We start from the raw sequence: 13,621 nt of genomic DNA, 5'->3' as shown, positions 1-13,621 counted from the left end.
CCTGCGCGCATGGACAGAATCACCCCGCCCCCCGGCGCCTGCGACTGCCACACCCACGTCTTCCCCGAGGGCCATTGGCTCGACCCTGCCAGCAGCTATACGCCGGGCGTGCTGACCACGGCCCAGCTTCTGGCGCATCAGCAGGGGCTGGGGCTGGACCGCGTGGTGCTGGTGCAGCCCAGTACCTATGGCACCGACAATTCCGGCATGGAGCAGGCCCTGGCGGAGCTTGGCCCGGCCCGCGCCCGCGGCGTCGCGGTGATCGATGCGGCGATGGAGGATGCCAGCCTGCATCGGCTGCACGCCGCCGGGGTGCGCGGGGTGCGGCTGAACCTGCACACCGCTGGGCGGTCCGATGCCGGCCTCGCAGGCCGCTTGCTGGCGGAGACGGCGGCGCGGGTCGCGCCGCTTGGCTGGCATGTGCAGATCTACACCGACCTGGCGGTGATCGCGGCATTGGCCGATCTGGTGCCCGGCCTGCCCTGTGGCGTGGTGGTGGACCATTTCGGCCGCACCGCGGCGGCGGGCGGTATGGACCAGCCCGGCTTCGCCACGCTCTGTGGCTGGCTGCGGCAGGGCGTGGCGCATGTGAAGGTCTCGGCAGCGCATCGCCTGTCTGGCCAGCCGGACGCCGCGGATATGGCGCCCGTCGCCCGGGCGCTGATCGCGGCCAATCCGGACCGTGTGGTCTGGGGCTCCGACTTCCCGCATTCCGGCGTGAAGCCGGGCTTCGCGGCCGGGGACGTGCATCCCTTCAGCGAGGTGGATGATGCGCGCGCCCTGGCGCGTCTGGCCGGATGGGCCGGCGATACGGCGGTGCTGCGCCGTATCCTGGTCGACAATCCGGCTCGCCTCTACGACTTCTGAGGAAGCAGGGTTGCGGGCAGGCGCGCCGCTCGCCGGTTCGCCAGGCCCACCGCGACCAGCAGGGCCACGCCCACCACGTCAGTGATCCAGCCGGCATCGACCAGCAACACGCCGGCGGCGACGAGCGCCAGGCGGGGCAGGGCGCCAAGCCGCCCGAACCAGCCGCCGGCCGTGCCAAGGGCAAAGGCGGTGACGCCCAGGGCGGCGCTCACAAAGGCCAGGCCGATTTCCAGTGGCGTGCCGCCCAGCAACAGAAGCTGCGGCTGTAGCACCATGAAATAGGCCAGCAGATAGGCCGGTGCCGCGATCACCATGGAGAGGAAGCCAGTGCGGAAGGGGTCCGACCCCGCGATGCCCGCGGCGGCGAAGGCCGTCAGCGCCACGGGCGGTGTCAGCCCTGCGAAGAGCGAGAAGTAGAAGATGAACATATGCGCCGCGACCAGCGGCACGCCGAGTTCCGCCAGCGGCGAGGCGGCGACGGAGGCGGCGATGATATAGGCGGCGATGCCGGGCACGGCCATGCCCAGCAGCATGACCACCAGCATGGTCGCCACCAGCGCCGCCAGTAGGGATTGCCGCCCCAGCTCCACCACGAAGCTCGACAATTCGATGCCCAGGCCCGTCACCAGGATCACGCCGACCAGGATGCCGGAGACGGCGCAGGCGAGGCCAATTTCCAGCGTGCCGTCAATCAGCCCCGCCAGCGCGTCGCGCAGCCGCGGCAGCGTATAGGCCTCCCGCGCGGTGAACAGCCCGCCCAACAGGATGATGGCGGTGGCTTGCAGCGCCGCATGTTCCAGCGGGTAGGAGGCGGTGATGCGCCATAGCAGCCAGATCACGCCGGCCAGCACGGGCCAGTTCGTCAGCAGGATGCGCCAGGCGGAAGTGTCTTCCCGCAGGTCGCCGGCGCCGATGCCCAGCCGCACGGTCACGCCGTACACATAGGCGCTGACGGCGACGTAGAACAGAATGGCAGGCAGGGTGGCGGAGGCGACGATGCTCGCATAGGGCACGTTCGCCAATTCCGCCATGATGAGCGCGGCAGCGCCCATGATGGGCGGCGTCAGCGCGCCGCCGGTGGAGGCCACGGCCTCGATCGCCGCGGCGCGCGTGGAGCCGTAGCCGACGCGGGCCATCAGCGGGATCGTGACCTGCCCGCCCATCATGACATTGGCGACGTTGCTGCCGGAGACGGTGCCGAACAGCGCCGAGGAAACGACGGAGATATAGGCCGGCCCGCCGCGCAGATGCCCTGCCAAGCGCACCGAGATGCGCTCGAAGAAGACATCGCCACCGATGAGCGACAGCGCCTGGCCGAAGGCGATGAACAGGAAGATCCAGCGCAGCGCCACCTGGGTTGGCTCGCTGAAGATGCCGAGCTCCGTCATGGTCAGCGTGCCGATCACCCGGCGCAGTGTCAGCAGCGGCCCAAACTCCCAGCTTTCGGGCAGGATCTGGCCGGACAGTGCATAGAGCACGGCGACCACGCCAATGATCGGCAGGATTGGACCCACGGTGCGACGGCCGGCTTCCATCATCAGCACGAGGAACAGGATGCTGATCCACACATCATCCGGTCTTGGCACCGCCGCACGGCGCACGAACTGGCCGTAATCCAGATTGGCATGCACGAACAGCGCCAGGCAGGCCAGCGCCAGCAGCCAGTCATACCAGGGCACCGCCTGACTGGCGCCGGGTGCGAGTGGCCTTGCGGCGTAGCGCAGGAAGGCCAGCACCATCACCAGCGACAGGAAGCCCATCGCATGCAGCAGCGGGCTGATCGGATTGAGATAGATCAGCCAGAGCTGCATCAGCAGCCCGAGGAAGCCGAGCCCCAGCCACAGTCCGAGCGTGGCCCCCGCGAGCTGCCGGCGATGGGTCACGCGCTGGCGCTTGTCAGGATGCCGGCCTCGATGAAGTAGCGCGCCGCGCCGGGGTGGAAGGGCACCATGCCGGCCTGGGTCTTCACCATCTCCGCCGACAGGAAGCGCTGCGAGGAATGTCGCGTGACAAGGTCCTGCCGCCCTTCCCAGATCGCCTTGGTCATGCGGTAGACCAGCTCCTCCGGCACCCGCGCCGCGATCCAGTTGTGCACGCCGGTGCTCGGCCAGATCATGTCGGTGGTCTGCGTCGCATAGACCCCGGCCGGCACGCGCGCCGCGTTGAAATAGGGAACATCGCGCACCATGCCGGCGAGCTCCGCCTCGGTGAAGCTGACGAAGCCGACGTTGCGCGTGGAGACCTGCTCGGTGATGGCGCCGGCCGGATGCGCGGTGCCCCACAGCACCGCCTCGACATTGCCGGTGGCCAGGGCGTTGAAGCCCTGGCGCGGATCGGTGCGAAGCACCGTGGCGAAATCGGCATCGGTCATGCCGAGGCCCTTGATCGTCGCCGTCATCACCGCCTCCGCCCCCGAGCCGATCGGGCCGAGTGCAATGCGCTTGCCGCGCAGGTCGGAGAAGCTGCGGATCGGGCTGCCGGGATTGACGATGATCCCCTGCGGCGCGTCATAGCCCGGCAGCCAGGACAGCAACTCGCGATAGGGCGGATGACCCTCCGCCTCAAAGCGGCCGTGATGGATGGAATAGGCGCCGGCAGTGTTGCCATTGGCCGCTTCCACGTCGCCGGCCTTGATCAGATTGGCATTCTCGATGCCGCCCTGCGTCGCCACGATGTCGACGCGCACGCCGGGCACCGCGCGTTCGACCAGCGCCTTGTGGCCGACGCTGATCGCATAGATCGGATGCACGGGCTGGCTTGCCGCGATGCGGATGGTGAAGCGATCCCCCGGCGACCAGCGGCGTTGGGCCAAAGCAGGGGTGGCGAGAAGCGGCGAGGCGAGCAGCAGGCGGCGCGTGACGCGGGTCATGGGCGGTCTCCTCAGGTGCCAAGCGTGGTGCGGAAGAACAGGTCCTCGACCTTCAACGGATGTGGCGACAGGCCCTGCGCGTGGTGCCAGCGGGCCAGGGCCTCCAGCGCCTTGCGGTTGCGGGCGATGCCATAGGGCCAGTAGTCGTCGCCCAGGGCGGCGCGGGTGCGGGCGAATTCGCCGGCGGTCCAGGGCAGCGCGATCTTCAGCGCCTGCACGATGGACAGGTCGGCGATGGCGCTGTCCTTCGCCGCGGTGAAGGCGGCCATCAGCGACATCGGCAGCCAGGGCTCGGCCTCCGCCAGGCTGCGGCGGATGCCCATCAGATGCATCACCGGGAAGATGCCGGTGCGCTGGGCATAGTCACGCTCACGTGCCTCGTAATCCTCGAACAGGCGGACGATGCCGGGCGTGCCCTTCACGAAGGCCTTGGGCGGCTTGTAGGCCAGCAGCGCGTCGATCTCCCCGGCCAGCAGCATCTCCGCCAGCAGCCGGCCATCCGGCGCGCGTTCCACGGTGATGCCGGGCGGCAGGCTGGGCAGCGGGATGTGGCTGCGCTCCACCTCGTCCACATCGCCCATCACCCAGGTCACATCCTCCGCCTGCACGCCGTATTCATCGGCGATCAACCCGCGGGCGACGACGGCGGCGGTCATTGAATATTCGCGCACGCCGATGCGGCGGCCCTTCAGATCTTCGGGCTTCGTGATTCCGGCGGCGGGGTTCACGAACCAGGCGCCGTGGCGGAAGCTGCGGCTGGGGAAGATCGGCAGGCCGACATAGTCGCAGGCACCGCGCGCGGTCAGTGCCATGAAGTTGCTGAAGGACAGTTCGGACACATCGAATTCAGACTGTCCGAGCGCGCGGGAGAACATGGTCTCGATCGGCATGTCGTGCAGCCAGACCGGATCGCAGCCTTCGACCTTGATGCGGCCATCGAGCAGGGGCCGTGTGCGGTCATAGTCCCAGACGGCGATCGATGGACGCAGCATATTTTCGTTCTCCCGGATCGTGCCTGGCGGTGCCGTTGCGCCTTGCCATGGAAGTAGTGTCCCGGTCTTTGCAAAGCCCCGCAAGGGGTCGCTCGCGCAACGGATGCGATTGCCCGACGCCGATGCATCGGCTTCAATCACCACTTGCCAATTTGAGGAGCTTGCCGAGCATGTCTGCGACAATCGATGTGACGAAGGCGGGATTTCGCTTCGTGCCTGGCGTGTTCCAGTATTCCTGCGGTGTTGCCGCGCTGCCTGGTTTTCGCATCGAGCGTGTGCGTTTTTCAGAACCCTTGCCGATGGCGGAAGGGTGGCGTCGCATCGCGGCATATCTCGACGGCATCGGCCGCCCGCGCAACGCCTTCTGCGCCTGCGAGCTGCGCTCCCCGGCCCCCTTTACCGAGGATGGCTTCCTGTCCTTCAACCGCGACTATGCCGCGGTGCTGGCCGAATGGGACGTGTTGCAGGACGGCCAGAACCCCGTTGCCCGCAGCAATGTCTGCCCGGAGCTGTCGCCGCCCGCCGAGCCCGGCTTCCATGCCTTCAGCTATACGATCCCGGATGCCGATGCCGCGCCGTCCTTCGTCGTCGCCGGCAGCGGTGAGGCGGCGGAAGGCAAGGGCAATTATCGTGACCATATCGTCGCCCTGGGTGACACCTCGCCCGAAGGCCTGCTGAAGAAGGCGCGCTGGGTGCTGGGGGAGATGGAGCGCCGCATGGCCGCCATGGGTTTCACCTGGGCGCAGACCACCGCAACGCAGGTCTATACCGTCTATGACATCCACCCCTTCCTGGCGTCGGAACTGGCGGCGCGTGGCGCGGTGCGGCATGGGGCCACCTGGCAGTTCTGCCGGCCGCCGGTGGAGGGGCTCGATTACGAAATGGATTGCCGCGGCCTTGTGACGGAAAGGGTTCTATCGGCCTGACGTCACCGACTTTGCCCAATCCTGCGGCAGCACTGCCGCGGGATGCGGCGGATGGCGTCCCGGGCGGGTGGAAGATCGACTTTGGCGACTTGAAAGCGCCGGCCGCGACAGCTTCCATACAAGTGAATAGTCCGGACGTTTCCCCATGTTCACGCGACGCGCCCTTCTGCCCCTCGCCACCCTCGCACTGCCCAGCCTGGCGCGCGCCCAGGAAGCCCGGACGCTGCGCATCGGCAGCGCGCTGGACCCGCAGCATCCCATCATCATCGGCGCGCGCCGCATGGCGGAACGGCTGGAGGAATTGTCAGGCGGCCGGCTCAAGGCCGCGATCTTCCCCTCCTCCCAGCTCGGGGCGCAGCGGGAGATGTGGCAGAACGTGCAGGCCGGCGTGCTGGACGGCGTGATCGACGCCTCCGCCAATATGGTGAATTTCGTGCGGCCCTTCGGCGTGCTGGACCTGCCTTATCTCGTGCCGGACAGCGCCAGCGCCTTTCGCCTGCTGGATGGTCCGGTGGCGGAAGCGGAACTGGTGGCACCCGCCGCGCGCGCCGGCTTCCGCGTGGTGCATTTCTGGGAAGTGACCTTCCGCAACATCTATACGCGCCGCCCGGTGAATGCGATCGGCGACCTTGGCGGCCAGAAGATTCGCGTCATCCCGAACCCCTCCTTCATCGCGCTGTTCCGCGCGCTTGGCGCGGCGCCGACGCCGATGGCCTTTGGCGAGATCTACACGGCCTTGCAGCAGGGCGTGATCGACGGGGCGGAGAATGACAACGTCACCTACCTCTCCTCCCGCCACGCGGAGGTCGCGCGCAATCTGGCCATCACCAACCACATGATGCTGGTGAACACCTTCGTCATGAGCGAGCGCCAGCATGCGCGGCTGTCCGCCGAACAACGCGGCTGGATCGCCACCGCTTCGCTCGATGGCCGCGCCGCGGTGACGGCGGAGCGTGAATCGCGCGAGGCCGGCGCACTCGCTGCCATCACTGCCGCCGGAGTCACCATCACGCGCCCCGACCTCGCGCCCTTCATCGCCGCCGGCCGCCGCACCTATGAGCAGAGCGAGGAGCGTCTCGGCAAGGAACTGGTTGCGCGCTTCGCCGACGCCGCGCGCGGATGAAGCGTTTCGAACGGGGGCTGGCGCAGGCCGAGGCGGTGGCGCTTGGCCTGCTGGTGTTGGCGATGACGGGCGCGACCCTGGCGCAGGTCATCGCGCGCTACGTCTTCAACGCGCCGTTGATCTGGTCGGAGGAAGCCGCACGCTACCTGTTCGTCTGGGTCTCCATGATCGGCGCCGCGCTGGCGATGCGCCATGGCGGGCACTACACGCTGACGGCGCTGGTGGAGCGCGTGCCGCCCGCATTGGCGCGGCTTGCGCGTGGCCTCGCCATGGTGGTGGGTGCGGGCTTCCTTCTGGTGCTGCTGGTGACCGGTGTGAATGAGACGATGCAGGCGCATATGCAGGATGCGGCGACGCTGCCCTTCCGCATGTCGCTGCCCTATGCGGCGATTCCGGTCGGCGCGGCGCTGATGCTGCTGCATCTGGTGCTGCTGGCACTGCGAGTGGGGCCAGAGCCGACACCATGACCGGCGCGCTGATTGCTTTCGCCGCCTTCGTCGCGCTCAGCGTGCCGATCGCCTTCGCGCTCGGCGCGGCTGCGGCGATCGGGCTGTGGCTGATGGATGGCGTGCCGCTCGACATCGTCGCCAGCCGCACCTTTGGGGCCATCGACAGCTTCACCTTCCTGGCAATTCCCTTCTTCATCCTGGCGGGTGAGTTGATGGAAACCGGCGGCATCTCCCGCCGCCTCATCACCCTGGCGAATGCGCTGGTTGGCCATGTGAAGGGCGGGCTTGCCAATGTCACTGTGGTGGCGATGGTGTTGTTCTCCGGCGTCAGCGGCAGCACCAGCGCCGATGCGGCGGCGGTGGGATCGGTGATGCTGCCGAGCATGAAGGAGAAGGGCTGGGGCCCGGCGCGGGCCGGCGCCGTGGTGGCGGCCTCCGCCGGCATGGGCATCCTGGTGCCCCCCTGCCTGACCATGGTGGTCTATGGCTCCGTCACCAACACCTCCATCGCCGCGCTCTTCGCTGCGGGGCTGTTGCCGGCGGCTGTGATGGCGGCGGCGCTGATGCTGCACATTCGCCTGGAAGGTGCGGGCCCGCCGCCGGAGCCGCGCCAGGGGGCGGCGCTGCGCTGGCGGGCGCTGCGTGGCGCGCTGCTGGCACTGGGCCTGCCAGTCATCATCTTCGGCGGCATTTTGGGCGGCGCCTTCACGCCGACGGAAGCGGCCGTGGTCGCGGTGGCCTATGCGGTGCTGGCCGGCATGCTGCACCGGGAACTCAGCTTTCAGTTTTTCTGGGCGGCCGTGGTGCGGTCCGGCATCGCGACCGGGGCGGTGATGCTGATGATCGCCGGCGCCAATATCCTCGCCTGGCTTCTGACGGTGGAACAGGTGCCGCAGGTGCTGGCGGGCGTGATCGCGGAGATCGGCGGCGGGCGCATCGGCTTCCTGGTCTTCAGCCTGGTGGTCTTCCTGCTGTTGTTCGCGCTGCTGGATGGCGTGCCCGGCATGCTGATGATCATCCCGGTCTTCGTGCCGATCGCGCGCGAACTCGGCATCGATCCGCTGCATTATGGGCTGGTGATGACCACGGTGATGGGCATCGCGCTGTTCCTGCCGCCGCTCGGTGTCGGGCTGTACATCGTGCTCGGGCTGAGCGGCGCCAGCCTGCCGGCACTGTCCCGCGCGCTGGCGCCCTATCTGCTGACCATGTCGGCTGTGGCCCTGCTGGTGGCGCTCTGGCCGGATCTGGTGCTGGTCGTGCCGCGGCTGATGGGCCTCTATGACGGCTGAGACCAGCGGCATCCTGATCCGCCCCGGCGGCGGCTGCCTGTGCTGCGGGCCCCGCCGCCTGGGTTTTACCGCCAGCGGCGTGACGCAGGATGCGCCGGCGGCGGAGACCGGCCAATGGATCATGCCACCGCTCGCCAATGCGCATGACCATGCGCGCGGGGTGCGCCCGACCTCGCTGGCCGCCTTCGACCTTCCGTTGGAGATGTGGCTGGCGGTGATGACGGGATCGCCCGTGGCCGATCCCTGGCTGGTGGTGGCGAATGCGCTGGGCCGGCAGGCGCTGTCCGGCTGCGGCGCCATCATGGTCCACTACACCCGCCCGCAGGACCCTTCCCGTGTCGCGGCGGAATTGCGGGAGGTGGCGCGCGCTGCGCGCACCATCGGCGTGCGCGTCGCCATCGCCGTCGCGCTGCGCGACATCAACGCACTGGGCTACGCGCCGGATGAAGCCGTGCTGGCGGCGCTGCCGGCGGAGGTGGCGCAGGCCGTGCGCGCCCGCCTGCTGCGCGCGCCCGCCTCGCCGGCCGATCAGATCCGGCTGGTCGAGGATCTGGCTGCCGAGCTGGATGATCCGCTGATCGACGTCCAGTATGGCCCCTACGGGTTGGAATGGTGCTCGCCGGAACTATTGCGGCTGGTGGCGGAACGCAGTGCGCTGACCGGGCGACGCGTGCATATGCATCTGCTGGAAAGCCCGATCCAGCGCGCCTATCTTGACGCCGCCTGGCCGTACGGGCCGCTGCGTTTCCTGGACGAGATCGGGCTGCTGACGCCGCGCCTGTCCCTTGCCCATGGCGTGCATCTGCGCGGCGAGGAAATCGCGCTGCTGGCCGAGCGCGGCGTGGCCGTCAGCATCGACACCTCCTCCAACCTCAACCTGCGCAACGGCCTGGCGCCGGCGGCGGCGATGCATCGCGCCGGGCTGCGGCTGGTGACGGGGCTCGATGGCTTCAGCGTGGACGATGATGACGACGCGTTGCGCGAGATGCGGCTGAACTGGATGCTGCATCGCGGTTCCGGCCTGACCGAGGGCTGGCCTCTGCCCGCCATTCTGGAAGCCAGCACCGTCGCGGGGCGGGAGGTTTTGGGCGGCGGCCGGGATGCCGTGCCGCTGGCGCCCGGCGCCGCCGCCGACCTGTTGGTGCTGCGCCGCGACGCTGACGACCTGCTGCTGCCCGCCGACGAGCCCGCCTTGCTGGCCCAGCGCGCCACGCGCGGCCATGTGCGGCGCCTTGTGGTGGCGGGGCGGGATGTGGTGGTGGAGGGTCGACTGACCGGCCTCGACCTCGACGCGGCGCAAGCGGAGTTGGATGCGCAGGCGCGCGCCGGCAGCGCAGAGGCCGCCGGCTGGCGCGCGGTCTCCCAGCGCTACGCCGAAGGGCTACGCGCCTTCTACGCCGTCGGCCTGCAACGCGGCTGAGGCCGCTCGCACGGCATCGACAATCGGCTGATAGCCTGTGCAGCGGCAGTAGTTGCCGGACAGCGCCTCCCGGATCGCGGCGCGGGAGGGGTTGGGGTCCTCGCGCAGCAGCTCGGCCGCCTGCAACAGCATCCCCGGCGTGCAGAAGCCGCATTGCAGCGCGGCGTGGCGGACGAATTCGGCCTGAAGCGCTGTGATTTCCGGGCCGGTCGCGGCCTCGATGGTCTCCACCACCGAACCATCGGCCTGCACCGCCAGAACCAGGCAGCCGCGCACCACGGCGCCGTCCAGCCGCACATGGCAGGCGCCGCAGACACCATGGGCGCAGCCGACATGGCTGCCGGTCAGGCCGAGATCGGCGCGCAGCCATTCCACCAGGGTCTGGCGCAACGGTGCGCGGCCGGAAACGGCGCGGCCGTTCACGGTGCAGGCGAGGGGGGCGGTGGGCTCGTCAGGCGGCAGCATGAAAGGGCGCTCCCTCGGCGGCGCGGCGCAGCAGCGCCTGGGCCAGGTGCAGGCGGTAGGGGGCGGTGGCCTCCGGCGAGGCCAGCGGGTCGAGCAGCCCCGGCAGCAGCGCGGCGGCATCGGTGCCGTCCCGCAACGCCGCCTCCAGGGCCGGCAGGCGGCGCGGCGCGGCCTCCACCCCGAAGAAGGCGCAGCGCGCCTCGGCGATGCGCCCCGCCTCCCGCCGCGCCATCATGGCGAGGCCGGCCATGGCGTAGTCGCCATGCCGCCGCGCGACCTCGGCAAACCAGGGCTGCCAGCCGAGGGCGCGTGGTATCTCCACGCCCAGCAGAATCTCATCCGCGCGCCGGGCGGTGGCGTAGAGGCCCTGGAAGAAATCCGCGGCCACCACGCGGCGTTCCCCGGCGTCGGAGGCCAGCACCAAGGTCGCTTCCAGCGCCACCATGCAGGCGGGCATTTCCGCCGCCGGATCTGCCAGTACCAGGCTGCCACCCAGCGTGCCGCGATTGCGGATGGCGGGGTGGGCGACGTGGCGCAGTGCCAGATGCAGCAGCGGGGCCTCCGCCGCCACCAGCGGATGCGCCAGCACCGCCGCGTGGCGGGCGAGGGCGCCGATATGCAGCGTCGCGCCTTCCAGCACGATGCCATCCAGCCCCGGCAGCCGGTTCAGGTCGATCAGCAGGGCCGGGCGCGCCACGCGCATCGCCAGCATGGGCATCAGGCTCTGGCCGCCGGCCAATGGCGCTGCGTCCTCACCATGCCGGGCGAGCAGGGAAAGCGCTTCCGCTAAGGTGGTGGGGCGGGCGTAGTCGAAGCGGTTGGGCGTCATGCCATCCGCCCCAAAGCGCGCAGCACGGCCATGGGCTGGATCGGCATCTCGGTCACCATCTCGCCGCCGGCTGCCGCCAGCGCGTCATTCACCGCATTGAGGATCGCCGCCGGCACGCCACCGGTGCCGGATTCGCCCGCGCCCTTGGCGCCGAGCACGCTGCCGGCATAGGGCGTCTCGACATGGCCGAGCGCGATGTCGGGAATGTCCATCGCCATCGGCAGCAGGTAGTCGGCCAGCGTGCCGGACTGGAACTGGCCGTTCTCCGCATCGTAACGGCAGGCCTCCAGAAGGGATTCGCCGATGCCGGTGGCGATGCCGCCGCGATACTGGCCATCGACCAGCAGAGGGTTCAGCAGCCGGCCGCAATCACCGACCATCCAGTAGCGCAGCACGCGCACCAGGCCGGTGGTGCCGTCCAGCTCCACCAGCGCCGCCTGCATGCCGTTATTGGCCAGCGTCGCATCGGCTTCCCGCCGATAGTGATGGGAGGCGGTCAGGCCGGGGGTCACGCCGCCGGGCATTTCGTGGCCGCGGAACAGCAGGGTATGCGCCAGATCGGACAGCGCCATGCGCGGCGTGCCGGCGGCGTCCACCACTTGGCCGTCGCGGATATCCAGCGTCTCCGGCGCCGCCTGCAACAGCGCGCCGGCGCCTTGCAGCAACTGCGCCCGCAGCGCCCGGCCGGCGCCCCAGGCGGCCTCGCCGCCGATAGCGGCGCCGCGGCTGGCCCAGGCGCCGCCGCCATGTGGCGCGGCCTGGGTGTCCCCGGCCTGCACGCGCACGGAATCGACCGGCACGCCGATGGCATCGGCCAGCACCTGGGCCAGGCCCTGGGTAATGCCCTGGCCGATTTCCGTGATGCTGGCCTGGGCGCTGACCACGCCATCCGGTTCCAGCGTCACCACCACCGTATCCGTCGCCGCGACATTTACACGCGCCGCGCCATAAACCACGGGGCCGGAAGCGGTGAATTCCACCGTCATGGCGAGCCCCAGCCCCAGCAGCCGGCCAGCGGCGCGCCCCTCCGCGATCTCGGTCTGGAGCGCCGGCAGGTCCATCAGCGCCCGCATCTCCGCCACCACCGACTCATGGCGCATGCCATGCAAGCCGGCGCCGAGCGGGTTGGTGCAGGGCATCTCGTCCTCCCGCATCAGGTTGCGGGCGCGGAAGGCGAAGCCATCCTCGCCACGTGCCCGAGCGGCCTTCTCTACCAGCCATTCCGTCACGGCGCAGCCCACCGGGGCGCCGACGGCGCGGTACTGGCCGGTCGGCACCTTGTTCTGCAAGACGCAGTCGATACGCGCCTTGGCATGGGCGAAGCGATAGGGCGCGCCGATCACCCGCAGCACGCTGATCGCCTCCACCGTGCTGCTGCGCGGATAGACCGAGACGGCGCCGAGGCCCTGAAGGTCCCGCACATCGAAACCGAGAATATGCCCCGCCGCATCCACCGCCATGCGCGCGGTGACGATGTGTTCCCGCGCGTGGATATCTGCCAGCAGGCTTTCCATCCGGTCGGCGACCCAGCGCACCTGGCGACGCGCCAGCCGCGCGGCGGCGATGACGGCCATCTCGTCCTGGTAGACATGCATCTTGATGCCGAAGCCGCCGCCGACATCGCCGCAGATGACGCGCACGCGGCTGGTGGGCACGCCGAACTGCTCGGCGATATGCAGGCGCATCTGATGCGGCATCTGGTGCGACAGGCGCACCGTCACCTCATCCTGATCCCAGCCGGCGATCGCGCCGCGCGGTTCCAGCGCCACGCCGGTGTGGCGGGTGAAGGTCAGCTTTTCCTCCACCACCAGCGCGGCGCCGGCGAAGGCCGCTTCCGGATCGCCGTGGCGCAGCTCCATCGACCAGGCGCGGTTGTCGGCAAGGTCGGGATGCGTGCGCGCCGCGCCCGCCTCCAGCGCGGCCTCCAGCCGGGTCACGGCGGGCAGTTCGTCCCATGTGGCGACGATGGCTTCCGCCGCATCCTCGGCAATGGCGCGGGAGGCGGCGAGGATGATCGCCACCGGCTCCCCCTGCCAGGTGGCACGCCCCTCCGCCAGCGGTCCCTGCGGCGGAGAGACAAGGCCGGGAAAGCTGGCGGAGGCGGTCTGCCAGGGCCGGCAGGCCGCCGCCAGATCAACGGCGGTGAACACGGCGCCGACGCCGGGCAGGGCGCGCGCGGCGGCGCAGTCTAGCGTGAAGCGGGCGTGGGGCAGGGGGCTGCGCAGGAAGGCGGCGTGCCATTCGCCGCGCGAGGCCTGGTCGTCCAGATAGCGCCCGCCGCCCGCCACCAGCCGGCGTGTGGCCGAGCGGGGCATGGATTGGCCGACCGCGCCGGCGCGGGACAGAAGCTGGTCGGGCAAGGCGGGATCCTTCTGGCGAAGGCGCAGTCAAG

At 69.9% G+C, this 13,621-nt stretch carries 12 protein-coding genes; 6 read left to right on the top strand and 6 right to left on the bottom strand.

Annotation, left to right across the window (positions count from 1 at the left end; translation table 11 throughout):
* The first annotated feature begins 9 nt into the window (after positions 1 to 9).
* Entirely contained in the window at positions 10 to 867 is an 858-nt protein-coding gene (locus tag ACVFYP_RS19530; RefSeq protein ID WP_499201873.1) for an amidohydrolase family protein, read from the top strand.
* Here ACVFYP_RS19530 and ACVFYP_RS19525 read toward each other — a convergent pair.
* Genes ACVFYP_RS19525 through ACVFYP_RS19515 form a run of 3 tightly spaced genes read right to left on the bottom strand, consistent with a single transcriptional unit; the run spans position 855 to position 4,728 of the window.
* On the bottom strand, positions 855 to 2,750 hold the full coding sequence (locus ACVFYP_RS19525; protein ID WP_499201872.1) for a TRAP transporter permease: 1,896 nt from the start codon (positions 2,748 to 2,750) through the stop codon (positions 855 to 857). The two genes, ACVFYP_RS19530 and ACVFYP_RS19525, sit on opposite strands and share 13 nt — an antisense overlap.
* Positions 2,747 to 3,736 carry a TAXI family TRAP transporter solute-binding subunit gene (locus ACVFYP_RS19520; protein WP_499201871.1) on the bottom strand — a complete coding sequence of 330 codons (990 nt, stop codon included), beginning with the start codon at positions 3,734 to 3,736 and terminating at the stop codon, positions 2,747 to 2,749. The genes ACVFYP_RS19525 and ACVFYP_RS19520 overlap by 4 nt, the downstream gene beginning before the upstream one ends.
* An 11-nt stretch (positions 3,737 to 3,747) precedes the next feature.
* Complete coding sequence (locus ACVFYP_RS19515) at positions 3,748 to 4,728, bottom strand: substrate-binding domain-containing protein (RefSeq protein WP_499201870.1); 981 nt, start codon at positions 4,726 to 4,728, stop codon at positions 3,748 to 3,750.
* Between the two features lie 170 nt (positions 4,729 to 4,898).
* Between ACVFYP_RS19515 and cnbZ the strand changes: the two genes are divergently transcribed.
* The 5 genes from cnbZ (at position 4,899) to ACVFYP_RS19490 (ending at position 9,935) form a co-directional block, all read left to right on the top strand.
* Positions 4,899 to 5,654 carry a 2-amino-5-chloromuconate deaminase CnbZ gene (gene cnbZ, locus ACVFYP_RS19510; protein WP_499201869.1) on the top strand — a complete coding sequence of 252 codons (756 nt, stop codon included), beginning with the start codon at positions 4,899 to 4,901 and terminating at the stop codon, positions 5,652 to 5,654.
* Positions 5,655 to 5,799: 145 nt separating this feature from the next.
* Entirely contained in the window at positions 5,800 to 6,777 is a 978-nt protein-coding gene (locus tag ACVFYP_RS19505) for a TRAP transporter substrate-binding protein (RefSeq protein WP_499201868.1), read from the top strand.
* A complete protein-coding gene (locus tag ACVFYP_RS19500) occupies positions 6,774 to 7,244 on the top strand; it encodes a TRAP transporter small permease (protein ID WP_499201867.1) in 471 nt (156 codons plus the stop codon). The genes ACVFYP_RS19505 and ACVFYP_RS19500 overlap by 4 nt, the downstream gene beginning before the upstream one ends.
* On the top strand, positions 7,241 to 8,515 hold the full coding sequence (locus ACVFYP_RS19495) for a TRAP transporter large permease (protein WP_499201866.1): 1,275 nt from the start codon (positions 7,241 to 7,243) through the stop codon (positions 8,513 to 8,515). Before ACVFYP_RS19500 ends, ACVFYP_RS19495 begins: the two co-directional genes overlap by 4 nt.
* Complete coding sequence (locus ACVFYP_RS19490) at positions 8,505 to 9,935, top strand: amidohydrolase family protein (RefSeq protein WP_499201865.1); 1,431 nt, start codon at positions 8,505 to 8,507, stop codon at positions 9,933 to 9,935. Before ACVFYP_RS19495 ends, ACVFYP_RS19490 begins: the two co-directional genes overlap by 11 nt.
* On the opposite strand, the gene ACVFYP_RS19485 is transcribed toward ACVFYP_RS19490, so the two are convergent.
* From ACVFYP_RS19485 to ACVFYP_RS19475, 3 genes are read right to left on the bottom strand one after another with little or no spacing between them, the layout of a single operon-like run.
* Positions 9,897 to 10,400 (bottom strand): (2Fe-2S)-binding protein, encoded by a 504-nt coding sequence (locus ACVFYP_RS19485; protein WP_499201864.1) that lies wholly within the window; start codon positions 10,398 to 10,400, stop codon positions 9,897 to 9,899. The genes ACVFYP_RS19490 and ACVFYP_RS19485 overlap by 39 nt on opposite strands.
* The gene (locus tag ACVFYP_RS19480) at positions 10,387 to 11,229 is read right to left on the bottom strand and encodes an FAD binding domain-containing protein (protein WP_499201863.1); all 843 of its coding nucleotides are present in this window, start codon (positions 11,227 to 11,229) and stop codon (positions 10,387 to 10,389) included. The genes ACVFYP_RS19485 and ACVFYP_RS19480 overlap by 14 nt, the downstream gene beginning before the upstream one ends.
* Complete coding sequence (locus tag ACVFYP_RS19475) at positions 11,226 to 13,589, bottom strand: xanthine dehydrogenase family protein molybdopterin-binding subunit (protein ID WP_499201862.1); 2,364 nt, start codon at positions 13,587 to 13,589, stop codon at positions 11,226 to 11,228. Before ACVFYP_RS19475 ends, ACVFYP_RS19480 begins: the two co-directional genes overlap by 4 nt.
* Positions 13,590 to 13,621 lie beyond the last annotated feature (32 nt).

It is taken from the genome of Roseomonas sp. F4 (genome assembly GCF_053891155.1).
This window is presented reverse-complemented; position numbering and strand designations above follow the sequence as displayed.